The following is a 22,063-nucleotide window of genomic DNA, read 5'->3' as shown; positions in this document are numbered from 1 at the left end:
CCGGGCGGGCCCCTCGGGCCCGCCCGGCATTTCGCTGTCCCCGCCCGGTTCAACCCCGGCCGGCGGGCCCCTTCGAGGGGGTCCGTACGGCCAGGACGAGCAGCAGCGCCAGGCCGGTGAAGACGGCGGCCGCCGCGAAGGCAGCGGTGGCGCCCGATGTGAAGACCTCCGCCGCGCCTCCGCCGGCGTGCCGGGACGCGGTGCCGAAGACGGTGACGAGGATCGACAGGCCCAGGCTGCCGCCGATCTGCTGCATCGTCTGCAGCAGTCCGGCGGCCGACCCGGCGTCACGCGGCTGGACACCCGTCAGGATGAGGGTGGTGAGCGGCATGAACGTGAAGCCGACACCCACCCCGATCAGGGCCAGCGGCCCGAGCAGCGCGGCCGCGTAGCCGGTACCCGCGTCGAGCTGCGAGAGCCACAGCGTCCCGCCGACGGAGAGCAGGGCGCCGATCGACGCGACGCGCTTGGCGCCGAAGCGGGCCAGTGCGCGCGGCGCGGTGCGAGCGGCCACGAAGAGCGGGACCGCCAGCGGGAGGAAGGCGAAGCCGGTACGCAGCGGGCTGTAGCCCAGCACGCCCTGCAGGAACTGCGTCGAGAAGTAGAAGACCCCGAACATGCCGGCCGGAACGAGCAGCATGCAGCCGTAGGCGAGGGCCCGGTTGCGGTCGGCGAACAGCCGCAGGACGACCAGCGGCCGTTCGGCCCGTACCTCGTTGACCAGGAACGCGGCGAGCAGCGCGGCCGCCACGGCGAAGGTGGTCAGGGCGCGGGTGTCGCCCCAGCCCTGGTCGGCGACGCGGATGAAGGCGTAGACGAGCGAGGCCATGCCGAGGGTGCCGGTGAGCGCTCCGGCGACGTCGAACCGGCCGCCGGGGTGGCGGGTCGTCTCGGCGACATGGCGCGGGGCGAGCGCGGCGATGGCCAGCCCGACGGGGATGTTGATGAAGAACACCCAGCGCCAGGAGCCCCATTCGGTGAGCATCCCGCCGAGGATGAGGCCGACGGCGGAGCCGGCGCCGGAGATCGCGGAGAACACGCTCAGCGCGCGGTTGCGCTCGGTGCCTTCCGTGAAGGTGGTGGTGATCAGGGCAAGCGTGCTGGGCGCGGCCAGTGCGGCGGCGGCTCCTTGGGCGGCGCGGGAGACGAGCAGCAGCGTCGCGTCGGTGGCGAATCCGCCGGCCACCGAGGCGGCGGTGAAGGCCAGCACCCCGATGATCAGGGCGCGGCGGCGGCCGATGAGGTCGCCGATCCGGCTGCCGAGCAGCAGCAGACCGCCGAACGCGAGGATGTAGGCATTCAGGATCCAGGACATACCGGTGGAGGAGAAGCCCAGGTCGGCGCCTATGCCCGGCAGGGCGACATTCACCACGGTCGCATCCAGCAGCAGCATCAGCTGGGTGCCGACGATGGCGGAGAGAGCGAGTAACGGGTGGTGCCGCCGGGACTGGGCGGAGGTGGTGACCGGAGCGGTGCTCAAGGATGTGGACATGGTGAGTAGACCTCCAGCGGAGAGAAACGGAGGGTGCCTCCGTAAACTATACGGAGGACGCCTCCGGTTCTACAATGCCATTCTGGGGATCCTGGAATTCCGGGATCCGGACCTTGGGAGGCAGGTGGCGATGCGGGCAGACGCGCAGCGCAACTACGACCGGTTGCTGGCCGAGGCCCGACAGGCCTTCATCGTGCACGGCACCGACGCGTCGCTGGAGGACATCGCACGCCACGCGGGCGTCGGCATCGGCACCCTCTACCGGCACTTCCCCGACCGCTACGCGCTGATGAACGCGGTCTTCGAGCAGGAGGTCGAGCTGCTGACGGCGCGCGCACACGAGCTGCTGACGGCGGACTCACCGACCGACGCGCTCGTCAGGTGGCTGCAGATGGTCGCCGTCCACTCCACCATGTACCGGGGGCTGGCAGCGGCCATCATGGCCGCGGGCGACGCGAAGATGGTCGCGTGCAAGGCGCCGCTGCGCGCGGCGGGCGGGGCGCTGCTGGAGCGCGCCCAGCGGGCCGGTGAGGTGCGGACGGACACGAACATCGCCGACCTGCTCAAGCTGACGAACGCCATCGTGCTGGTGGCCGAGAAGGACCCGGAGCACCGGGCGATCTTCGACCGGCTGATGGACCTGGCCCTGCACGGCCTGCGCACCCCGGCGGGGATCACCGCGCAGGCGTGATCCGGGCCGTCACGACCCGGATCTGTCATGCCCGGGGCCGTCACGACCCGGACCCGTCATACCCCCGGGCCGTCACGACCCGGACCTGCCATACCCCGGGCCGTCACGACCCGGACCATGCGTGACCTGGACCTTCGCAAGCCGGGCCTTCCTCGACCCGGGTCCGGCTCCGGCTCCGGGTCCGGCTCTAGGTCCGGCTCCGGGTCCGTGGGGAGCTCCCCGCGGCCGTCCCTAGCGGCGCCGCAGGTCGGCGATCCTGGCTGCCTGCTGATCCGCCCCGAGCGGCGTCGCGCTGCGCAGCGGAGGCTGTCCCGGGTGCGGGTGCCGCCGGGGCGCGGGCATCGGCATCTCGCGGCGCGGCCGACCGGCCGCGATGGCGTCGGCCCCGACGAGGGTCGCGACGGCGACCTGCACCCCACGGTCCGCGAGGGCCTGGAGCTCGGTCGCGCTGCGATCGTCACCGGGCGGCGGTTCGTCCGTCACCAGGTGCGTGATCAGATCCGTGGGCACGGTCTGGAACATGGTGTCCGAGCCCAGCTTCGTGTGGTCGGCCAGCACGACGACCTCCGCCGCCGCCTGCACCAGCGCCCGGTCCACGCTCGCGGAGAGCATGTTGGACGTCGACAGGCCGCGTTCAGCGGTCAGTCCCGCGCCGGACAGGAAGGCCCGCGACACCCGCAGTCCCTGGAGGGACTGTTCGGCGCCGCTGCCCACCAGGCCGTAGTTGGATCCGCGCAGAGTGCCGCCGGTCATGACGACCTCGACCCGGTTCGCGTGTGCCAGCGCCTGCGCCACCAGCAGGGAGTTGGTGACGACGGTCAGCCCCGGGATCCGCGCGAGCCGGCGGGCCAGCTCCTGCGTGGTGGTCCCGGCGCCGACCACGATGGCCTCGCCCTCTTCGACGAGACTCGCCGCGAGATCGGCGATGGCCGTCTTCTCCGCGGTCGCTAGATGGGATTTCTGCGGAAAGCCGGACTCCCTGGTGAAACCACCCGGCAAAACCGCACCGCCGTGCCGGCGGTCGAGCAGTCCTTCGGCCTCCAGAGCGCGCACGTCCCGCCGTACGGTCACTTCGGAGGTCTGGACGACACGGGCGAGCTCACGGAGCGACACCGCTCCGTTGGCACGCACCATTTCGAGGATCAATTGGCGACGTTCTGCAGCGAACACGAAACTGACAGTAACGCCAACGACCGTCTGCTTTCAGCACTTTGCGCCACTTAACCGAAGTCGTGCACAAAAGAGACCATCGGGTGGTAGAGCCTTTACGGCGCCACCACCCGGTTACCGTCCGGTCATCTCCCGGCTACAAACCCCCGGCCGGGACTGGCGGCTAGAGCTCGCTCGCGGTCTTGCGGGTGTGCAGCTGGCGGGCCACCTCGGCGATCGAGCCCGACAGGGACGGGTAGACGGTGAACGCGTTCGCGATCTGCTCGACGGTCAGGTTGTTGTCGACCGCGATCGAGATCGGGTGGATCAGCTCACTGGCGCGCGGCGACACGACGACGCCCCCGACCACGATCCCGGTACCCGGCCGGCAGAACAGCTTCACGAAGCCGTCCCGGATGCCCTGCATCTTCGCGCGCGGGTTGCGCAGCAGCGGCAGCTTGACGCAGCGGGCGTCGATCCGGCCGCTGTCGACGTCGGCCTGGGTGTAGCCGACGGTGGCGATCTCCGGGTCGGTGAAGACGTTCGAGGAGACCGTCTTGAGGTTGAGCGGCGCGACCGCGTCGCCCAGGAAGTGGTACATCGCGATCCGGCCCTGCATGGCGGCGACCGAGGCGAGGGCGAAGACGCCGGTGACGTCGCCGGCCGCGTACACGCCGGGCGCGGAGGTGCGGGAGACCTTGTCGGTCCAGATGTGGCCGGAGTCCTTGAGCTTGACGCCCGCCTCCTCCAGACCCATGCCGGTGGTGTTCGGGATGGCCCCCACCGCCATCAGGCAGTGCGAGCCGGTGATGACCCGGCCGTCCGCCAGGGTGACCTCCACCCGGTCGCCGACCCGCTTGGCGGACTCGGCGCGCGAGCGAGCCATCACGTTCATGCCGCGGCGCCGGAAGACGTCCTCCAGCACGGCGGCGGCGTCCGGGTCCTCGCCCGGCAGCACGCGGTCGCGCGAAGAGACAAGCGTCACTTTGGAGCCGAGCGCCTGGTACGCGCCGGCGAACTCCGCGCCGGTCACGCCGGAGCCCACCACGATGAGCTCCTCGGGGAGCTCGTCCAGGTCGTAGACCTGCGTCCAGTTCAGGATCCGCTCGCCGTCGGGCAGCGCGTCCGCCAGCTCGCGCGGGCGCGCGCCGGTCGCGATGAGCACCGCGTCGGCCGTCAGCGTCTCCGTCGTGCCGTCCGCCGCCTCGACGACGACACACCGTGTGCCACCTGCGGTCTGGCAGCCCTCCAGCCGGCCGCGACCGCGCATGACGCGTGCGCCCGCACGGGTGACGGAGGCGGTGATGTCGTGCGACTGGGCCAGCGCGAGGCGCTTCACCCGTCGGTTCACCTTGCCCAGGTCCACGCCCACCACACGCGCCGCCTGCTCCAGCGGCGGGGTGTCGTCCGCGACGATGATTCCCAGCTCTTCGTACGAAGAGTCGAAGGTGGTCATCACCTCGGCGGTGGCAATCAAAGTCTTCGACGGGACGCAGTCGGTGAGCACCGACGCCCCGCCCAGACCGTCGCAGTCGACGACGGTCACCTCCGCGCCGAGCTGCGAGGCAACGAGCGCTGCCTCATATCCGCCGGGTCCGCCGCCAATGATCACGATCCGAGTCACGTACCCCATTGTCCCGCACGCGCCAAGCGTTCACTTACAGGGGGCTCACCTCCCTCCCGTACTCTCGTCCTCATGTCGCTCTACGCCGCCTACGCAGGCAACCTCGACGCGCGGCTCATGACCCGCCGCGCCCCCCACTCCCCGTTGCGCGGCACCGGCTGGCTGGACGGCTGGCGGCTCACCTTCGGCGGTGAGCAGATGGGCTGGGAAGGCGCCCTGGCGACCCTGGTCGAGGACCCGCTGCGGCAGGTCTTCGTGGGGCTGTACGACATCGCGCCGATCGACGAGGAGTCGATGGACCGCTGGGAGGGCGTACCACTCAGCATCTACCGGCGGACGACCGTGCGCGTGCACACGCTGGACGGCGAGGTCGCCGCCTGGACATATGTGCTGAACGACTACGAGGGCGGCCTGCCCAACGCCCGCTACCTCGGTGAGATCGCGGACGCGGCGGAGTCGTGCGGCGCACCCCACGACTACGTGATGGAGCTGCGCAAGCGCCCCTGCTGAACCACCGGCACCGCGGCCCGCCACCCGTCTCGGCGGTGTCCTAACTTCCCTCCCGCAGGTGCGTCAATCAGCGGATCATCCGAAATCCTGGGGACGCTCCGCTGGGACGTCTACGCGCGTAGGCCGGAACCGGATACCCTCGTGCGCGTGAACGCTTCTGTTAACCCCGACCCGTACGGCGCCGCCGATGCCGCCGCCGCCCGCCTGCGCGAGCTGACCGGCGCCCAGACCCATGACGTCGCCCTCGTCATGGGCTCGGGCTGGGTCCCCGCCGCCGACCAGCTCGGCACCGCCGATGCCGAATTCCCGATCACCGAGCTCCCCGGCTTCCCGCCCCCCGCCGTGGCCGGCCACTCGGGCAAGGTCCGCTCGGTCACGATCGGCGGCGTCCGCGCCCTGGTCTTCCTCGGCCGCAACCACCTCTACGAGGGCCGCGGTGTCGCCACCGTCGTGCACGGTGTCCGCACCGCCGTCGCCGCGGGCTGCAAGACCGTCGTCCTCACCAACGGCTGCGGCGGGCTGCGCCCGCACTTCCGCCCCGGCCAGCCGGTCCTGATCAGCGACCACATCAACATGACGGCGACCTCGCCGATCGTGGGCGCCAACTTCGTGGACCTCACCGACCTGTACTCCCCGCGGCTGCGCGCGCTGTGCAAGGAGGTGGACGCCACCCTGGAGGAGGGCGTCTACGTCCAGCTGCCCGGCCCGCACTACGAGACCCCGGCGGAGATCGGCATGGTCCGCGCCATCGGCGGTGACCTCGTCGGCATGTCCACGACGCTGGAGGCCATCGCCGCCCGCGAGGCCGGCGCCGAGGTGCTCGGCATCTCCCTCGTCACCAACCTGGCGGCGGGCATGACCGGCGCGCCGCTCAACCACGAAGAGGTCCTCGAAGCCGGCCGCGAGTCCGCCACGCGGATGGGCAGCCTGCTGGGCCAGGTCCTCGGCCGACTGTAGGACCGCGTCCAGCTCTTACCGGCCCGAACGGGTCGATGCCCGCGGCCGCCGGGCAGGCTTGAAGCACAGGCCTGCCCGGCGGCGCCTCCCGGACTCCGTCCCGGAGCGCTCGCGGGCACCCTCGGCGCGGCACCATCCGTACGCACCTCTCCCCGATCAGGAGCTCTTATGGGAACCGACAGGATTCAGCTCACGCACGCCGCGCGTACCTGGCTCGGCGAGGACCCGGACCCGGACACCCGGGCGGAGCTGGAGACGCTCCTGGCGACGGTGGAGGCCGGCGACGAGGCGGCTGCGGCCGGGCTGGCGGAGCGGTTCTCCGGGACGCTCCAGTTCGGCACCGCGGGGCTGCGCGGCGAGGTCGGGGCCGGCCCGATGCGGATGAACCGTTCGGTGGTGATCCGGGCGGCCGCGGGCCTCGCGGGCTATCTGAAGGCGCAGGGGCAGACCGGTGGCCTGGTCGTCATCGGCTACGACGCCCGGCACAAGTCCTACGACTTCGCGCGTGACACGGCGGCCGTGATGACCGGCGCGGGCCTGCGGGCGGCGTTGCTGCCCCGGCCGCTGCCCACGCCCGTCCTCGCCTTCGCCATAAGGCACCTCGGCTCGGTGGCCGGTGTCATGGTGACCGCGAGCCACAATCCGCCGCAGGACAACGGCTACAAGGTCTACCTCGGCGACGGCTCGCAGATCGTGCCGCCCGCCGACGCGGAGATCGCCGACCAGATCGAGGCGGTCGGTGCGCTCGCCGACGTGCCCCTCGCCGCCGACGGCTGGGAGGTCCTCGGCGACGACGTCATCGACGCGTACCTGACGCGGGCGACCGGTGTCGTGGCGCCGGGCGGGCCGCGCGACGTGTCCGTGGTCTACACGCCGCTGCACGGCGTGGGCCGCGAGGTCCTGATGGCGGCCTTCGCACGCGCCGGCTTCCCGGCGCCGACCCCCGTCGCCGAGCAGGCGGAGCCCGACCCGGACTTCCCGACCGTGGCATTCCCCAACCCGGAGGAGCCCGGGGCCATGGACCTGTCCTTCAAGGCCGCGCAGTCGCTCGGCCCGGACATCATCATCGCCAACGACCCGGACGCGGACCGCTGCGCCGTCGCCGTCCCGGACCGCTCCTCGGCGTCCGGCTGGCGCATGCTGCGCGGCGACGAGGTCGGCGCACTGCTCGCATTCCACCTGGTGCACAAGCACGCGAGCGGCACGTTCGCCGCCTCCATCGTGTCGTCCTCGCTGCTCTCGAAGATCGCCGCCGCGGCCGGGCTGCCCTACGAGGACACCCTCACCGGCTTCAAGTGGATCGCCCGCGTCGAGGGCCTGCGCTACGGCTACGAGGAGGCGCTCGGCTACTGCGTCGACCCCGGCGGCGTCCGCGACAAGGACGGCATCACCGCCGCCCTGCTCATCGCCGAGCTGGCCGCGTCCCTCAAGGAGGACGGCCGCACCCTCGACGACCTCCTCGACGACCTGGCCCTCGAACACGGCCTGCACGCCACCGACCAGCTCTCGGCGCGCGTCGCCGACCTCTCCCTCATCGCGGACGCCATGGCGCGGCTGCGCGAGAAGCCCCCGACGGTCCTGGCGGGCCTCACGGTGGCCTCGGCCGAGGACCTCGCCGAGGGCAGCGAGCAGCTCCCGCCCACCGACGGCCTGCGCTACACGCTGGCCGGCGACACGGCCTCGGGCGTCGAGTCCGCCCGGGTGATCGTCCGCCCGAGCGGCACCGAGCCCAAGATCAAGTGCTATCTGGAGGTCGTCGTCCCCGTCACGGCCAAAACCACCCTCACCGACGCCCGCACCACCACGGACACGGTGCTCGCCGCCATCAAGAAGGACCTGGCGGCAGCAGCGGGCATCTGACCCGGCCGAAGCGGCCGTTGACGCCGTCGGTGGTGCGCGTTGACGTAGTCGGGTGAGATGCGGGGCCCTGGGGCCGCTGAACACGGCGTCCGCCGGACCATGCTCGACGATGACGCCGGGCGCGCCCCGCCCCGGCCGACCGCGGCCGGGGCGGACCCGGCCGCACGCCGCCCGGTGTGCTGCGGGTCGACGCCGACCTGGTGCCGGAGCACAGGCACCGCCGGTCGCGGTGACCGGCGTGGCCGCTTTGCGCGCCATGTGAATCCGCGGCGTACAGGCCTCCCGGCCGGCCGGACCGGCCGGGCCGTCAGCCGATGGCGAGGAGGACGGCCAGGACGATGGTGCCGGTGGCGATCGGGGCGATCACCTCGTAGGCCCAGCGGACGCTGACCTCGCCCTGGGCGCTGGGCTTGGTGGCGTTGGTCTCGGCGAGTTCGCGCAGTTCGTCGACGGCCTGGTCGGACCAGGCGCGGGTCGGGACGTCGGTGGCCCCCAGGGCGCTGGACTGCCGGGCGGTCGCGGTCGCCGCGCGGGCGGTCTGGCGGGCGACGCGCTTGCGGGCGCGCAGCGACACCGGGATGGCCCAGAGCTGGAAGCGGCGACCGCCCGCGAGGACCTCGGTCGAGTAGCCGGCCCGCAGGTGCTCCACCGCCGACCACGGCACGGTGATCGTCCGGAACGGGTTGCGGATGCGCATCCGCTCCTCCCCCGCGTAGACGACGGGCCGGATCGTGAAGGCCGCCATCAGGGGCAGCGCCGCCAGGAGTCCGGCGAGCGTCAGCCAGGGGGTGCGTCCCGAGCCGTTGAGGACCGCGTCGCCGCCCAGCCACAGGGAGAGCGCGATCAGCAGCACGCCGGTGACGATGCCGGCCATCGACCGGTAGGAGCGGTCGTCGTACTTCGGCCGGTCGGGCTGCGGGGCCGGCGTGGGATTGTCGGAACTCGTCATAGGGCCCGATTCTGCCTGACGGGTGCCGCACTCCCGGTCGCGCACAGGTTGCGGTACGGCATCGGCAGGGATCGAAGGAAATCGAAGGAATCAGCGGTGGAGGGGCGAAAAAGACCGACCGGCCCCTCCGTGGCCTTGCGGCGCGGGCCCCGTACCCCCGCGCGACCCGGCGGCAGGCCGGCGGCAGACCCGCCGCACACCCGGTCGCGCGAGGCCGGGTGTGGCGAACGAATCCCGGGGGTGGTGGTGACAGGTCGCTACGCGCGTAGATATGCTCATGTGGTGACCATGCCCACTGTTCCCGCTTTCGGCCCAGAAGCCGCGGCCCGGCTGGCGACGATGGCGGACGTGACCGCCTCGGACACCGCACTCCGCCGCTTCCTCCACGGACTGCCCGGTGTCGATGCCGTCGGCCTCGAAGCCCGCGCCGCCACGCTCGGCACTCGTTCGATCAAGACGACGGCGAAGTCCTACGCCATCGACCTGGCGATCTCCATGATCGATCTGACCACGCTCGAAGGCGCGGACACTCCCGGCAAGGTCCGGGCACTGTGCGCCAAGGGCATCCATCCGGATCCCAGTGACCGCACGGCCCCGAAGGTCGCCGCGATCTGCGTCTATCCGGACATGGTGAAGACCGCCAAGGAGGCGCTGCACGGATCCGGCATCAATGTCGCTTCCGTCGCCACCGCCTTCCCCGCCGGCCGTACCGCGCTGCCGGTGAAGCTCGCCGACACCGCGGACGCGGTGGCCGCGGGCGCGGACGAGATCGACATGGTCATCGACCGTGGCGCCTTTCTCTCCGGCCGCTACATGCAGGTCTTCGAGGAGATCCGTGCCGTAAAGACCGCCTGCCGGAGGCCGGACGGCAGTGCCGCCCACCTCAAGGTGATCTTCGAGAACGGCGAGCTGTCGACCTACGACAACATCCGCCGCTGCTCCTGGCTCGCGATGCTCGCGGGCGCCGACTTCATCAAGACCTCGACGGGCAAGGTCGCGGTCAACGCGACCCCGCCGAACACGCTCCTGATGCTGGAGGCCGTCCGCGACTTCCGCGACGCGGTGGGTGTACAAGTGGGAGTGAAGCCGGCCGGCGGCATCCGCACCACGAAGGACGCCATCAAGTACCTGGTGATGGTCAACGAGACGCTCGGCGAGGAGTGGCTGTCCCCGCACTGGTTCAGGTTCGGTGCGTCCAGCCTGCTCAACGATCTGTTGATGCAGCGCCAGAAGCTCAGCACCGGGCGTTACTCCGGTCCCGACTACGTGACGGTGGACTGACCGACATGGCATTTGAATACGCACCCGCACCCGAGTCCCGCGCGGTCGTCGACATCGCGCCGTCGTACGGGCTCTTCATCGACGGCCAGTTCTCCGAGGCCGCCGACGGCAAGGTCTTCAAGACCGTCTCGCCCTCCTCCGAGGAGGTCCTCTCCGAGGTCGCGCAGGCCGGGGCCGAGGACGTGGACCGGGCGGTGAAGGCCGCCCGCAAGGCGTTCGAGAAGTGGTCCGCACTGCCGGGCGCCGAGCGCGCCAAGTACCTGTTCCGGATCGCCCGCATCGTGCAGGAGCGCTCCCGCGAGCTGGCCGTGCTGGAGTCGCTGGACAACGGCAAGCCGATCCGCGAGACCCGCGACACCGACCTGCCGCTGGTCGCCGCGCACTTCTTCTACTACGCGGGCTGGGCCGACAAGCTCGGCCACGCCGGCTACGGCGCCGACCCGCGCCCGCTGGGCGTGGCCGGCCAGGTCATCCCGTGGAACTTCCCGCTGCTGATGCTCGCGTGGAAGATCGCCCCGGCGCTCGCCGCGGGCAACACGGTGGTGCTCAAGCCCGCCGAGACGACCCCGCTGAGCGCCCTGTTCTTCGCGGACATCTGCCGCCAGGCCGGGCTGCCCAAGGGCGTCGTCAACATCATCACGGGCGACGGCGCCACCGGCGCGGCGCTCGTCGAGCACCCGGACGTCAACAAGGTCGCCTTCACCGGCTCCACCGAGGTCGGCAAGGCCATCGCCCGCTCCATCGCGGGCACCGACAAGAAGGTCACGCTGGAGCTGGGCGGCAAGGCCGCCAACATCGTCTTCGACGACGCGCCGATCGACCAGGCCGTCGAGGGCATCGTCAACGGCATCTTCTTCAACCAGGGGCACGTCTGCTGCGCCGGCTCCCGCCTCCTGGTCCAGGAATCCGTGGCCGACGAGGTGCTGGACGCGCTCAAGCGCCGCATGCAGACCCTGCGCGTCGGCGACCCGCTGGACAAGAACACCGACATCGGCGCCATCAACTCCGCCGAGCAGCTGGCCCGCATCACCGAGCTCACCGAGGCCGGCGAGGCCGAGGGCGCCGATCGCTGGGCCCCGGCCTGCGAGCTGCCGTCCGCCGGCTTCTGGTTCCGCCCGACGCTCTTCACGAACGTCACCCAGGCGCACCGGATCGCCCGCGAGGAGATCTTCGGCCCGGTGCTGTCCGTGCTGACGTTCCGCACCCCGGCCGAGGCCGTCGAGAAGGCCAACAACACGCAGTACGGCCTGTCGGCCGGCATCTGGACGGAGAAGGGCTCGCGCATCCTGTGGATGGCGAACCAGCTCCGCGCGGGCGTCGTCTGGGCCAACACGTTCAACAAGTTCGACCCGACCTCGCCCTTCGGCGGCTACAAGGAATCGGGCTTCGGCCGCGAAGGCGGCCGTCACGGCCTGGAGGCGTACCTCGATGTCTGAGAAGTCCGAGAAATCTGAAAAGTCCGAGCGGCTCAGCGTTTTCAAGACGTACAAGCTTTACGTGGGGGGCAAGTTCCCCCGCAGCGAGAGCGGGCGGGTGTACGAGGTGACCGACTCCAAGGGCGAATGGCTCGCCAACGCGCCGCTGTCGTCCCGCAAGGACGCGCGTGACGCGGTCGTCGCCGCCCGCAAGGCGTTCGGCGGCTGGTCGGGCGCGACCGCGTACAACCGCGGCCAGGTGCTCTACCGCGTCGCCGAGATGCTGGACGGGCGCCGCGAGCAGTTCACCGCGGAGGTCGCCGCCGCCGAGGGCATCTCCAAGGCCAAGGCCGCGGCGCAGGTGGACGCGGCCGTCGACCGCTGGATCTGGTACGCGGGCTGGACCGACAAGATCGGCCAGATCGTCGGCTCCGCGAACCCGGTCGCCGGGCCGTTCTTCAACCTCTCCACCCCCGAGCCGACCGGCGTCGTGGTCGTCCTCGCCCCCCAGGCGTCGTCGTTCCTCGGCCTCGTCTCGGTGATCGCCCCCGCGATCGCCACCGGCAACACGGTGATCCTCGTGGCGAGCGAGAAGTCTCCGCTGCCCGCGCTGGCGCTGGGCGAGGTGCTCGCCACCTCGGACCTGCCCGGTGGCGTCGTCAACATCCTGTCCGGGCGGACGGCGGAGATCACTCCGTCGCTCGCCTCCCACCAGGACGTCAACGCGATCGATCTGACGGGCGCCGACGCCGACCTGGCGAAGGAGCTGCAGATCGCGGCGGCCGACAACATGAAGCGCGTCCTGCGCCCCCGCGGCGCGAAGGACGGCGACTGGTCCGGCGACCCCGGCCTCGACCGCCTCAAGGCGTTCCTGGAGACCAAGACCGTCTGGCACCCGATCGGCGTGTGACCGGTCTCGACCGGGCGGCTTCCGACCGGCCTGCGACAGGCCCGCTGAAGGCCTCCGGGCGGCGGCTCGCACACGTGTGAGCAAGGTCTCCGTCCACCGACACCCCTCGCGGGGCAGGCTTGACCCGCGGGGGGTGTTGCGCTCTACGTACCCGTTCATCGCGCCGCCGTGACTCCCCGCGTCAGTGCGCCACCGTCGGAGGATCCCTGTGTGGGACGGCTTCACCGGGGTTCTTCCCTACGTCGCCTTCAGCGCGTTCCTGTGCTTCCTGGTGCCGTCCGTCCCGGTGTGGCTCGGGCGCCGCAAAGCCCGCGCGGCCGCCATGGGCCGGCCGATACGGATCCGCAGCCGGCTGCGCGTCGACGAGCCCCCGCACGCGTCCCCGCACAAGCCCCTGTACGCGTCCCCGCACCCATCCCCGTACCCCGACGCACCGCTGACGCAGACCTCCGCCCCCTCCACCCCCTCCGCCCCGCCCAGCACGTCCGAGCGCGGTGAGCTGGTGGCGTTGCCCGGCGGACCGCTGTACTTCCTGTCGTCCGAAGGACCGGTACTGGAACTGCCCCCCGGCGGCACCTTCGAGCGCACCCTGTACGCCCGCGCCGGCTCCGCCCCCGGCTCGGGCCGGCGGATCGTGCGGACCGCGCTCGTCCACCGGACGCCGTCGGGCGGCACCCTGCGGATCGAGACGGCCCGGGGGGACAGCCGCGCCCTGCGGGCTGCCCTCCAGGCGCACCCCACGGGACGGCCTGCCCCGCACCGCCTGCCGGCCCGTCTGCCCGTCTGGTGCGCCGTCCTGGCCGTCCTGGCGCTGCTCGGCGCCGTACCGGTGGCCTCGATCGCCGTCTTCGGCCGGCAGGTGACCGCCCATGTCACGTCGAACACCGGCGACGACTACTGCGGCGTCGGCTGGGCCGACCCCTGGGACGGCTCCCGCAGGGCCGCCGAGGTCGACTGCATCCGCGCCGACGACGGGCACTACCGGCGCGGTGACGCCCTTGACGTGATCGCCCTGCCCCGGCCGCTGCGCGGCAACGCCTTCGACACCGACAGCCTGCCGATCCTCGGCGCGCTCTGCGCGGCCGAGCTGCTGGTGAGCGCGCTGGGCACCGGCCTCTCCCAGCTGCGGTGGCGCCGCCACTGGCGGCCCTCCGAGGCCGTCCCGGCCGCCGTCACGACGCCCGAGCAGCCCACCCGGGCGCCCACCGATCCGGTGCTGTCCCTGGCGCGGCCCCTCGACCGGATGCTGGCCCGCCGCCTCCATCTGCCGCCGGACTTCCACGACTCGCCTTGGTGGCGGGTTTCCGTTCTGCGGAAACTGGCCGTCCGTGACGGCGTCTCGTTCGGCGGGCTGACCCTCCTCGGCCTGACCCTGGTGCTCCTCCGCGACCTGTGGACCCACGACAGCGGCGCCACCGGCTGGATCGTCCTGGCGGCGCTCACCGCCCTGGGGGCCGCCGCGCGCGTCGTGCACCGCGCCGTGACCGCCACCCGCGTCGTCCGCACCCTGCTGCGTGCGGTCCGGTCCGGCGACCCCCAAGAGGTGCGCCACGCCCTGCTGTACGTGGCGAAGGCCGCCGACACCAGCTGCCTGTGCGCCGACGACGCCGACGGCCGGCATGCGGAAGTGGCCGTCGCGACGGTCTCGGTCGGTGTCGCGACCCCGGCCGCGGCCGTGCCGAGGGCGAGAGCCGCGGCGCAGGCGGGGGCTTCGTCAGCCGGGCAGGAGCCCGGACACCTGGCCCACGAGCGGCAGCTCTGACAGCGAGTCGCCCTGGGAGAGAGGTCCGGTCACCGCGCCCGTCGACACCGGCCGGAAGTCCGCCACCTGCGGGGTGACCACGTTGTCCAGCGGGTCCACCCCGGTCTTGGCCAGCGGGTTGATCGTCAGGTGCTTGATCGGGCCCAGCGCGTAACCCAGGGCAGAGTCGGAGCCCAGCGCGGAGCCGACGGCCGAGTCGGAACCGAGGCTCGCGTCGGTGAGGGCGGGCTCCGAGCTTGCCGAGGCCGAGCCGCTCGCCGCGAGGGCGACCGCCGCCGCGGCGACGGTGACACCGGCCGCGGCACGCAGCAGGGGATTCACTTTCGGACGGGCGTGGTTCGGCATGGCCACCTGCTTGGCATAGAAGTACGGCGATCGGGCGGAGCACGGTGCCGGGAAGCACCTCGGGGGCTCTTCACGACGCGGGACGACGGAGAATCCCCATTCGACTACACAAGGTAGTTGGACGGACACGCAGCGTCCAAACCGTCGACCGGGGGGTCACCCGGTCGGCGCAATGCCGCACACTGGTGTCTCGTGAGTTCCTCTCCCCGCGCCGCCCTCCCCGCCGCACGCGTGATCCTGCTGACCGGCCCCTCCGGGTCCGGCAAGTCGTCCCTGGCCGCCCGCACCGGACTGCCGGTTCTGCACCTCGACGACTTCTACAAGGAGAGCGACGACCCGACCCTCCCCCAGCTGCCGCACGGCGCCGGAACGGACTGGGACTCGGCACTGTCCTGGGACGCGGGCGCGGCGGTGGCCGCGATCGGCGCGCTGTGCGCGACCGGGAGCGCCTCGGTACCCCAGTACGACATCGCGTCGAGCTCCATCACCGGCGAGATCCACGTCGAGCTGGCCGGCTCCCCCGTCTTCGTCGCCGAGGGGATCTTCGCGGCCGACATCACCGACCAGTGCCGCGAACTGGGCCTGCTGGCGGACACCCTGTGCCTGCGCGGCCGTCCGGCCGTCACGGCCTGGCGGCGGTTCCGGCGCGATCTGGCGGAGGGCCGCAAGTCGGTGACGGTCCTGCTGCGCAGGGGCTGGCGGCTGATGCGCGGCGAGCGCGCGATCGTGGCCCGGCAGACGGCGCTGGGCGCGTACCCGTGCGACCAGGACGAGGCACTGCGCCGAATCGCCGCGCTGCCGCTGTCCGCCGACCTTCTACCGGAGGCGCTCCCCTCCGCACGCTGGATCGGACGTGAGGGGGACGGGACCGCAGGTGTAGGGGTTCGAAATGCTGCCGAGCCATTTGTGGCCGCTGGGGGCACCCCCGGCCGAAGGTTGGGGGACCGTAAATAGTCGATTTCGGACCCCTGCACCGGAGGGCCCGACCCCCGCACCCGCACACACAGGTGCGGGGCCACGCAGTCCCCCCGGACTGCCCAGCCCCGCACCCGCCGCGCTCCCCCGACCGCGGCTTTTCCCCCGTACCCCCCCGGTTTTCCCCCGTTCCCCCCGGTTTCCCCCGTACCCCGTTCCCCCCACCGGTCCCCCGACCGGCGTTCTGTGGACGGTCCGAATCGTCAGGCGACCAGCTCGCCGAACGACTCCTCCTCGTCGCGGCCGAAGCTCAACGCCTCGTCCTCGCGCATCCGGCGCAGCGAGCGCCAGATGCTGCTCTTGACCGTGCCCACGCTGATGCCGAGGATGTCGGCGATCTCCGGGTCGGTCCGGCCCTCGTAGTAGCGGAGCACCAGCATGGTGCGCTGGGTCTCGGGAACCTTGGCCAGCGCCTGCCACAGCACGGCGCGCAGCTCGGTGCCGCCCATCGCGTCCGACTCGCCGACCGTCTCCGGCAGTTCCTCGGTCGGGTACTCGTTGAGCTTGCGGCGGCGCCAGGCGCTGATGTGCAGGTTGGTCATGGTGCGGCGCAGGTAGCCGCCGACGGCCGCCTTGTCGCTGATCCGGTCCCAGGCGCGGTACGTGGAGAACAGCGCGCTCTGCAGCAGGTCCTCGGCCTCGTAACGGTCACCGGTCAGGTGGTAGGCGGTGGCGTAGAGGGAGGCGCGGCGCTCCTTGACGTAGGCGGTGAACTCCGCCTCCGCCAGGCTGTCGTGCCGCGGTACCGGAATCGTGGCGGTGGCCGTGGTGGCCGTGGCGCCGGCGCCGCCCTCGATCGCCGTCATGTACGGCGGCCGGTTGCGGGTCACCTGGCCGGTGCTCTGTGCCGTCTGTCGTCCGGTGCCGCGTGCGCACCCCCGTCCGCTCGCGGCACCGGACTTCGCGTCGTTCCGGCCGGCGGTGTGCTGGCGCGGCTGAAGGACTGCGGTGGTGGTGGTGCTGTGCAGTGCGTTCATGTCGCGCCCCCGTCGGTGGAACCGTCTTGGTGATATTCGGCGTCGGTCTCCGTGTGGATGCCTGCCTTAGGTCCATAAGACTGCCGGGCCAGTTTCATGGCGCTGTCCGCCGAGTGTCACAGGCCCGTCACAGAGACTTCCGGTACACGCAGAGTGAGCCGGAGGGCGATCGGTGAGGTGAGATCCCCCCGTGCTCGATACATGGGCTTCCGGTAGGTCACAATGACCGGCGTGCCTTTCCTGTTGCTTATCGAGGATGACGACGCCATCCGTACCGGCCTCGAACTCGGCCTGTCCCGCCAGGGCCACCGTGTGGTTGCCGCGGCGACGGGCGAGGACGGCCTGAAGCTGCTCAAGGAGCAGCGCCCCGACCTGATCGTGCTGGATGTGATGCTGCCGGGCATCGACGGTTTCGAGGTGTGCCGTCGGATCAGGCGCACCGACCAGTTGCCGATCATCCTGCTGACCGCCCGCAGCGACGACATCGACGTCGTGGTGGGGCTGGAGTCGGGGGCCGACGACTACGTCATCAAGCCCGTCCAGCCCCGGGTGCTCGACGCCCGGATCCGCGCCGTGCTGCGCCGCGGTGAGCGGGACAGCACGGATTCCGCGGCCTTCGGCTCCATCGTGATCGACCGTTCGGCGATGACGGTGACGAAGGACGGCGAGGATCTGCAGCTGACGCCGACGGAGCTGCGGCTGCTGCTGGAGCTGAGCCGCCGCCCCGGTCAGGCCCTGTCCCGGCAGCAGTTGCTGCGGCTGGTGTGGGAGCACGACTACCTCGGTGACTCGCGGCTGGTCGACGCCTGCGTGCAGCGGCTGCGCGCGAAGATCGAGGACGTTCCGTCGTCACCGACCCTCATCCGTACGGTCCGCGGTGTCGGGTACCGCCTGGACACGCCGCAGTGACGGACCGGTTCTTCGGCTGGGCTTCCGGCCTGCTGCGCTGGACCAGCCTGCGGCTGCGGCTGGTCGCGGTCTTCGCCCTGGTGGCGCTGACGGCCGCCGTGTCGGCCTCCGGGATCGCGTACTGGTTGAACCGTGACGCGGTGCTGACCCGCGCCCAGAACTCCGCGCTGAACGACTTCCGCGACTCGCTGCAGCGCAACGCGGCCTCGCTGCCGGTCAACCCGCCGTGCGAGGGGCTGAAGAACGCCGCCGACGAGATGGGCGGCCCCGGCAGTTACGCGGTGCTGCTGATCGACAGGACCCCGGACAACGGGCCGTGCGCGGCACCGTCCAGCCGGGACCTCTTCACCCTGGACGACGTGCCGAGGGCGCTGCAGGAAGCGGTGAACACCCGGCACAAGCAACAGGACAACAAGTACCACCTGCACTGGCTGCGGATCTCGCTGCACGGCACGCCGTACCTGGTGGCCGGCGCGAAGATCATGGACGACGGTCCGACCGGCTACATGCTCAAGTCGCTGGACGCCGAGCGCAAGGACCTCAACTCCCTCGCCTGGTCACTGGGGATCGCCACCCTTCTCGCGCTGATCGGCTCCGCGCTGCTGGCGCAGGCCGCCGCCTCGACGGTGCTGCGGCCCGTGCAGCGGCTCGGCGACGCGGCGCGGCAGCTCGGCGAGGGGCAGCTCGGCACCCGGCTGAAGGTGTCGGGCACGGACGAGCTGGCGGAGCTCTCCCGGACGTTCAACAAGGCGGCGGAGGCCCTGGAGACGCGGGTGGATGAGCTGAGCGCGCGGGAGGCCGCCAGCCGCCGCTTCGTCGCCGACATGTCGCACGAGCTGCGGACCCCGCTCACCGCGATCACCGCCGTGACCGAGGTGCTGGAGGACGAGGCCGACTCCCTCGACCCGATGATCGCGCCCGCCGTGCGCCTGGTCGTCAGCGAGACCCGGCGGCTCAACGAGCTGGTGGAGAACCTGATGGAGGTCACCCGCTTCGACGCGGGCACCGCCCGGCTGCTGCTCGACGAGGTCGACGTGGCCGACATGGTGACCGCGTGCATGGACGCACGGGCATGGCTGGACTCCGTCGAACTGGACGCGCCGCGCGGCATCTTCGTACGCCTCGACCCGCGCCGGCTCGATGTGATCATGGCGAACCTGATCGGGAACGCGCTCAAGCACGGCGGCTCCCCGGTCCGGGTCTCGGTGCGGACCGCCGACGACCAACTGGTCGTCGAGGTCGCGGACAACGGCCCCGGCATCCCCGAGGACGTGCTGCCGCACGTCTTCGACCGTTTCTACAAGGCGGACGCCTCACGCGCCCGTTCGGAGGGCAGCGGGCTCGGCCTGTCGATCGCGATGGAGAACGCGCACATCCACGACGGCGACATCACTGCCGCGAACGCGCCGGGCGGCGGAGCCGTCTTCACCCTGTACCTGCCGGTACGGCCCGCCGAGGCACTGCCCGAGGGCGACGAGGACGGCCGACCGTGACGACCCTGACGACCGTGGCATCCCTTCTGAGAAACGGCGCCCGCTCCTCGCGGGGCCGTACGTTCCGTACCGTCGCGCTGCTCGCGGCCCTCGTCACGGCCGCCACCTGCGGCTGCGGCATCCGGACGACCACCGTGCCGGTGGACGCCGGCCCCGCGCCGACCCGGGTGTCGTGCGCCGTGCCACAGGCGACCGTCCCGCCGGAGACCCCCGGCGCGACCGTCGTGAAGGTGTACCTGGTGTGCAGCGCGCTGGCCGCGCAGGTCACGCGTACCGTCACCACCCCCGACATCACCGGCTCGCGGCCCGCTCCGACGAGCCGGCTGGCCGGTGCTCACGAGCTCCTCGGCCAATTGCAGCGCCGTCCGTCCAGCAGGGAGACGGAGGCCGGGTTCACCACCGAAGTGCCCGGCAATCTGGACATCACCGGCCCGTCGCCGGGTGATCCCAGGGAGTCGCTGCGGCTGAGCCTGCCACTGGACGAACTGCCGTCCTTCGCGCTCGCCCAGATCGTGTGCACCTTCGCGGCCGCGCCCGGTGTGAGCTCGGCGGACCACTCGGTGCTCCTCGGCGGCCCGGGTCCGGAGGACCAGGTCAAGCGCTACAGCTGCACCTCCGCGCTGCGCACCAGGCCGGATGCGGCGGACACCGCGGGAACCGCCGTCAAGTGAATGGCGTCATTCCTCTCGTGCAGCCTGAAGCCCCGATTCTGAAGGCACGCGCGATGGGCCTGATGCTCACCGCCGTGCATCTGTCCTTCGTCGGATGGCTGATGCTCCGGCCGCACTACGTTCCCTGGGTGTCGGCGCCGAACCTGCGCCCGTTCGGCACCATCCACGCCGACCTGGCCATGGAGCCGTTCGAGGCCGCCCGGCGGCTCCTCGCGGGGCTGCTGCTGCTCGCCCCGCTCGGTGTCCTGCTGCCGATGACGGGCGGCCGGATCCGCACCTCCGGGGTCGGGTCCTTCGCCCGTACGGTCTTCGCCGGACTGATGGTGTCGCTGTCCGTCGAGTTCCTGCAGACGGTGGTGCCGGGCCAGATCTTCGACATCGACGCCCTGCTGCTGAACACGGCGGGCGTCGCCCTGACCTACCTGGCGGTCGTCCCCGCGGCCCGGCGGCGGCTGCGCCGCCGCGGGTTCGGCGCCCTGACCCGACCCGGACCCCCGGCCCGCTCTCAGGGGTCGTCCCCGACGACTCCCAGGGTCGGGATCGCCCCGTAGAGCGATGATCTGCCTGGGTATGTGCTCGTAGCGTGGAGTCATCGGAACGCCGGAATCAGCCGGCCGCCGACCTCCCGACAGGAGTACGAGATGAGCGCCCTCGCCCGCCCCACCAACGGCCGCATGATCGGCGGCGTGTGCGCCGCGCTGGCCAACCGGTTCGGCACCTCCGCCACGACGATGCGGGTGATCTTCCTGCTGTCGTGCCTGCTTCCCGGCCCGCAGTTCCTGCTCTACATCGCCCTGTGGGTGATGCTCCCGGCGGAGAAGTCCGCTACCGCCGCTTGGTGACCGACGCGCCCAGCTTCTTCAACTGCGCGGTCACGACGGCCGATGGCACGTCGTAGCTCTTCGCCAGGGTGACGTCCGCCGCCCGGAAGATGCTGACGGTCGAGCCGGTACGGATCACGACGAAGTCCTGCCGCGCGCCGCTGCCGCCCGCCGCGAAGCCGAGGGCGAACCGCAGATCGTCGTCGCCCAGCTTGAGCGCGGGCCGCGTGGCGACCGCCACGGGTACCCCGGTGACACCGCCGATGACCGGCTTGAACCCCGCGGAGCACGTGCGAACCGCGGTCCGCAGGGTCGTGATCGCCTTCTGCGCTCCCCCACCGCCGTAGGCGGAGAGCGTGACGGTGACGCCCGCGCCCGGCATCTTCTGGCCGGCGGGGGCGAGCGTCCTGGGGACGGTCTCCTTGGCGCCGGCCGGCGGACGGCCGGAGAGCAGATCGGCGAGCGGCTGGCACGCGCGCTTGTCGGCCGCCGTCGCGTCGGCGCCGGAGCCGGCCGCGTCGCCCGCGGTCACCGTGAAGCCCGGTACGTCCCCCGGTACGAGCGCCTTCCGCTCCAGCGCGGTGCGCGCGGGCAGCGCCGCCGGCGTGGTGGCGCCGGGCCCGGTGGAGGCGCCGGCCGTGTCGCCGCCGGACGATCCACTGCAGGCCGCGACCAGCAACAGGGGCGCGAGCAGCGCCAACCCGGCGATCCTCTGGGGAATGTGCACGCGCGGAGCGTAGCAAGAGCAAAGGGCCGTACCCCGCCGGGAAGGCAGGGTACGGCCCGTCGTCGCGCCACGCTGGGCGAGGCGATCGCTGGTCGGTCCGCGGTGGAACACCGCGGGTGGTGCGGGTGCGCGGAGGATCAGCCGCCGAGCAGGCCGCCGGGCAGCGCGTTGCTGGAGACCGGGCCGGTCGGCAGGGACTTCCCGACCGGCAGGCCGCCGAGGAGACCGGCGACCGGGTCCTTCTGGGCCTCCGGCAGCGTGGAGCCGCTTCCGGTGAGCACCGTCTTGGTGGAGTCGGTGGCCGTGCTGAGACCGGGCAGGGTGTTGGTGACCTGGCCCGTCGGCAGCTGGCCGGCCAGCGAGCCCACCGTGCCCAGGGCGTCGAGGGCGGGGAGAGCGGGAGCGGCGGCCGAGGCGGAGCCAGCGGCAGCGGCGGCGAAGGCGACGCCGAGAGCGGCGGCACCAAGGGTCTTCATGGTTCGGGTCGTCATGGCTCCGGAACGTAGTCATGACCTCACGAAGGGTGCAAGCGGGGAAAACATGTA

The 22,063-nt window shown here is 71.9% G+C and carries 22 protein-coding genes; 14 read left to right on the top strand and 8 right to left on the bottom strand.

Translation table 11 applies throughout. The features are described from left to right. Window positions 1-49: 49 nt before the first annotated feature. Window positions 50-1,492: an MFS transporter gene (locus tag AC07DC_RS21045; protein ID WP_478915899.1), complete on the bottom strand. Its 1,443-nt coding sequence runs from the start codon at window positions 1,490-1,492 to the stop codon at window positions 50-52. A gap of 130 nt (window positions 1,493-1,622) precedes the next feature. On the opposite strand from AC07DC_RS21045, the gene AC07DC_RS21040 reads away from it, so the two are divergent. Then, window positions 1,623-2,183, top strand: coding sequence for a TetR/AcrR family transcriptional regulator (locus tag AC07DC_RS21040; protein ID WP_478915992.1), 561 nt, complete (start codon window positions 1,623-1,625; stop codon window positions 2,181-2,183). A gap of 231 nt (window positions 2,184-2,414) precedes the next feature. Here the strand turns inward: AC07DC_RS21040 and AC07DC_RS21035 are convergent, their stop codons facing one another. After that, window positions 2,415-3,353 (bottom strand): DeoR/GlpR family DNA-binding transcription regulator, encoded by a 939-nt coding sequence (locus AC07DC_RS21035; RefSeq protein WP_478915898.1) that lies wholly within the window; start codon window positions 3,351-3,353, stop codon window positions 2,415-2,417. A gap of 163 nt (window positions 3,354-3,516) precedes the next feature. Then, window positions 3,517-4,965 carry an NAD(P)H-quinone dehydrogenase gene (locus AC07DC_RS21030; RefSeq protein ID WP_478915897.1) on the bottom strand — a complete coding sequence of 483 codons (1,449 nt, stop codon included), beginning with the start codon at window positions 4,963-4,965 and terminating at the stop codon, window positions 3,517-3,519. A 63-nt stretch (window positions 4,966-5,028) separates the two neighbouring features. Between AC07DC_RS21030 and AC07DC_RS21025 the strand changes: the two genes are divergently transcribed. From AC07DC_RS21025 to AC07DC_RS21015, 3 genes are all read left to right on the top strand, one after another. Continuing rightward, window positions 5,029-5,466 carry a gamma-glutamylcyclotransferase family protein gene (locus AC07DC_RS21025; RefSeq protein WP_138352192.1) on the top strand — a complete coding sequence of 146 codons (438 nt, stop codon included), beginning with the start codon at window positions 5,029-5,031 and terminating at the stop codon, window positions 5,464-5,466. Between the two features lie 147 nt (window positions 5,467-5,613). Beyond that, window positions 5,614-6,423, top strand: a complete 810-nt coding sequence (locus AC07DC_RS21020) for a purine-nucleoside phosphorylase (protein ID WP_478915896.1) — start codon at window positions 5,614-5,616, stop codon at window positions 6,421-6,423. 168 nt (window positions 6,424-6,591) lie between these two features. Beyond that, complete coding sequence (locus AC07DC_RS21015; RefSeq protein ID WP_478915895.1) at window positions 6,592-8,283, top strand: phospho-sugar mutase; 1,692 nt, start codon at window positions 6,592-6,594, stop codon at window positions 8,281-8,283. Between the two features lie 307 nt (window positions 8,284-8,590). On the opposite strand, the gene AC07DC_RS21010 is transcribed toward AC07DC_RS21015, so the two are convergent. Then, on the bottom strand, window positions 8,591-9,232 hold the full coding sequence (locus tag AC07DC_RS21010; protein ID WP_478915894.1) for a PH domain-containing protein: 642 nt from the start codon (window positions 9,230-9,232) through the stop codon (window positions 8,591-8,593). Between the two features lie 288 nt (window positions 9,233-9,520). On the opposite strand from AC07DC_RS21010, the gene deoC reads away from it, so the two are divergent. The 4 genes from deoC to AC07DC_RS20990 all read left to right on the top strand — a co-directional run bounded on the left by deoC (window position 9,521) and on the right by AC07DC_RS20990 (window position 14,600). Continuing rightward, window positions 9,521-10,513 (top strand): deoxyribose-phosphate aldolase, encoded by a 993-nt coding sequence (deoC, locus tag AC07DC_RS21005; protein WP_478915991.1) that lies wholly within the window; start codon window positions 9,521-9,523, stop codon window positions 10,511-10,513. 5 nt (window positions 10,514-10,518) lie between these two features. Further along, window positions 10,519-11,949: an aldehyde dehydrogenase family protein gene (locus AC07DC_RS21000; RefSeq protein ID WP_478915893.1), complete on the top strand. Its 1,431-nt coding sequence runs from the start codon at window positions 10,519-10,521 to the stop codon at window positions 11,947-11,949. Beyond that, entirely contained in the window at window positions 11,942-12,838 is an 897-nt protein-coding gene (locus tag AC07DC_RS20995) for an aldehyde dehydrogenase family protein (protein WP_478915892.1), read from the top strand. Before AC07DC_RS21000 ends, AC07DC_RS20995 begins: the two co-directional genes overlap by 8 nt. 208 nt (window positions 12,839-13,046) lie before the next feature. Then, entirely contained in the window at window positions 13,047-14,600 is a 1,554-nt protein-coding gene (locus tag AC07DC_RS20990) for a hypothetical protein (protein WP_478915891.1), read from the top strand. On the opposite strand, the gene AC07DC_RS20985 is transcribed toward AC07DC_RS20990, so the two are convergent. Further along, complete coding sequence (locus AC07DC_RS20985; protein WP_478915890.1) at window positions 14,553-14,945, bottom strand: hypothetical protein; 393 nt, start codon at window positions 14,943-14,945, stop codon at window positions 14,553-14,555. The two genes, AC07DC_RS20990 and AC07DC_RS20985, sit on opposite strands and share 48 nt — an antisense overlap. A 192-nt stretch (window positions 14,946-15,137) precedes the next feature. Here AC07DC_RS20985 and AC07DC_RS20980 point away from each other — a divergent pair, with 192 nt between their 5' ends. Beyond that, window positions 15,138-15,899 carry a hypothetical protein gene (locus tag AC07DC_RS20980; protein ID WP_478915889.1) on the top strand — a complete coding sequence of 254 codons (762 nt, stop codon included), beginning with the start codon at window positions 15,138-15,140 and terminating at the stop codon, window positions 15,897-15,899. 224 nt (window positions 15,900-16,123) lie between these two features. Here AC07DC_RS20980 and AC07DC_RS20975 read toward each other — a convergent pair whose 3' ends face one another. Next, complete coding sequence (locus AC07DC_RS20975) at window positions 16,124-16,897, bottom strand: SigE family RNA polymerase sigma factor (RefSeq protein WP_478915888.1); 774 nt, start codon at window positions 16,895-16,897, stop codon at window positions 16,124-16,126. 231 nt (window positions 16,898-17,128) lie between these two features. Between AC07DC_RS20975 and AC07DC_RS20970 the strand changes: the two genes are divergently transcribed. The 5 genes from AC07DC_RS20970 to AC07DC_RS20950 all read left to right on the top strand — a co-directional run bounded on the left by AC07DC_RS20970 (window position 17,129) and on the right by AC07DC_RS20950 (window position 20,812). Beyond that, the gene (locus AC07DC_RS20970; protein ID WP_187144990.1) at window positions 17,129-17,806 is read left to right on the top strand and encodes a response regulator transcription factor; all 678 of its coding nucleotides are present in this window, start codon (window positions 17,129-17,131) and stop codon (window positions 17,804-17,806) included. Continuing rightward, window positions 17,803-19,299 carry a sensor histidine kinase gene (locus AC07DC_RS20965; protein WP_478915887.1) on the top strand — a complete coding sequence of 499 codons (1,497 nt, stop codon included), beginning with the start codon at window positions 17,803-17,805 and terminating at the stop codon, window positions 19,297-19,299. Before AC07DC_RS20970 ends, AC07DC_RS20965 begins: the two co-directional genes overlap by 4 nt. Before the next feature lie 14 nt (window positions 19,300-19,313). Beyond that, window positions 19,314-19,970, top strand: coding sequence for a hypothetical protein (locus AC07DC_RS20960; RefSeq protein ID WP_478915886.1), 657 nt, complete (start codon window positions 19,314-19,316; stop codon window positions 19,968-19,970). A 53-nt stretch (window positions 19,971-20,023) separates the two neighbouring features. Next, the gene (locus tag AC07DC_RS20955) at window positions 20,024-20,521 is read left to right on the top strand and encodes a VanZ family protein (RefSeq protein ID WP_478915990.1); all 498 of its coding nucleotides are present in this window, start codon (window positions 20,024-20,026) and stop codon (window positions 20,519-20,521) included. A 90-nt stretch (window positions 20,522-20,611) separates the two neighbouring features. Next, on the top strand, window positions 20,612-20,812 hold the full coding sequence (locus AC07DC_RS20950; protein WP_138352210.1) for a PspC domain-containing protein: 201 nt from the start codon (window positions 20,612-20,614) through the stop codon (window positions 20,810-20,812). Here AC07DC_RS20950 and AC07DC_RS20945 read toward each other — a convergent pair. Further along, window positions 20,796-21,518, bottom strand: a complete 723-nt coding sequence (locus tag AC07DC_RS20945) for a hypothetical protein (RefSeq protein WP_478915885.1) — start codon at window positions 21,516-21,518, stop codon at window positions 20,796-20,798. The two genes, AC07DC_RS20950 and AC07DC_RS20945, sit on opposite strands and share 17 nt — an antisense overlap. Before the next feature lie 137 nt (window positions 21,519-21,655). Further along, a complete protein-coding gene (locus AC07DC_RS20940; RefSeq protein WP_478915884.1) occupies window positions 21,656-22,009 on the bottom strand; it encodes an ATP-binding protein in 354 nt (117 codons plus the stop codon). Window positions 22,010-22,063 lie beyond the last annotated feature (54 nt).

Source organism: Streptomyces sp. NPDC045021 (assembly GCF_056432645.1).
This window is presented reverse-complemented; position numbering and strand designations above follow the sequence as displayed.

Bases quoted from the DNA above. Each gene is read 5' to 3' on its own strand.
- AC07DC_RS21045 (WP_478915899.1), bottom strand. From the start codon at position 1,492: ATGTCCACATCCTTGAGCACCGCTCCGGTCACCACCTCCGCCCAGTCC.
- AC07DC_RS21040 (WP_478915992.1), top strand. From the start codon at position 1,623: ATGCGGGCAGACGCGCAGCGCAACTACGACCGGTTGCTGGCCGAGGCC.
- AC07DC_RS21030 (WP_478915897.1), bottom strand. From the start codon at position 4,965: ATGGGGTACGTGACTCGGATCGTGATCATTGGCGGCGGACCCGGCGGA.
- AC07DC_RS21025 (WP_138352192.1), top strand. From the start codon at position 5,029: ATGTCGCTCTACGCCGCCTACGCAGGCAACCTCGACGCGCGGCTCATG.
- AC07DC_RS21015 (WP_478915895.1), top strand. From the start codon at position 6,592: ATGGGAACCGACAGGATTCAGCTCACGCACGCCGCGCGTACCTGGCTC.
- AC07DC_RS21010 (WP_478915894.1), bottom strand. From the start codon at position 9,232: ATGACGAGTTCCGACAATCCCACGCCGGCCCCGCAGCCCGACCGGCCG.
- deoC (WP_478915991.1), top strand. From the start codon at position 9,521: ATGCCCACTGTTCCCGCTTTCGGCCCAGAAGCCGCGGCCCGGCTGGCG.
- AC07DC_RS21000 (WP_478915893.1), top strand. From the start codon at position 10,519: ATGGCATTTGAATACGCACCCGCACCCGAGTCCCGCGCGGTCGTCGAC.
- AC07DC_RS20995 (WP_478915892.1), top strand. From the start codon at position 11,942: ATGTCTGAGAAGTCCGAGAAATCTGAAAAGTCCGAGCGGCTCAGCGTT.
- AC07DC_RS20985 (WP_478915890.1), bottom strand. From the start codon at position 14,945: ATGCCGAACCACGCCCGTCCGAAAGTGAATCCCCTGCTGCGTGCCGCG.
- AC07DC_RS20975 (WP_478915888.1), bottom strand. From the start codon at position 16,897: ATGAACGCACTGCACAGCACCACCACCACCGCAGTCCTTCAGCCGCGC.
- AC07DC_RS20955 (WP_478915990.1), top strand. From the start codon at position 20,024: ATGGGCCTGATGCTCACCGCCGTGCATCTGTCCTTCGTCGGATGGCTG.
- AC07DC_RS20950 (WP_138352210.1), top strand. From the start codon at position 20,612: ATGAGCGCCCTCGCCCGCCCCACCAACGGCCGCATGATCGGCGGCGTG.
- AC07DC_RS20940 (WP_478915884.1), bottom strand. From the start codon at position 22,009: ATGACGACCCGAACCATGAAGACCCTTGGTGCCGCCGCTCTCGGCGTC.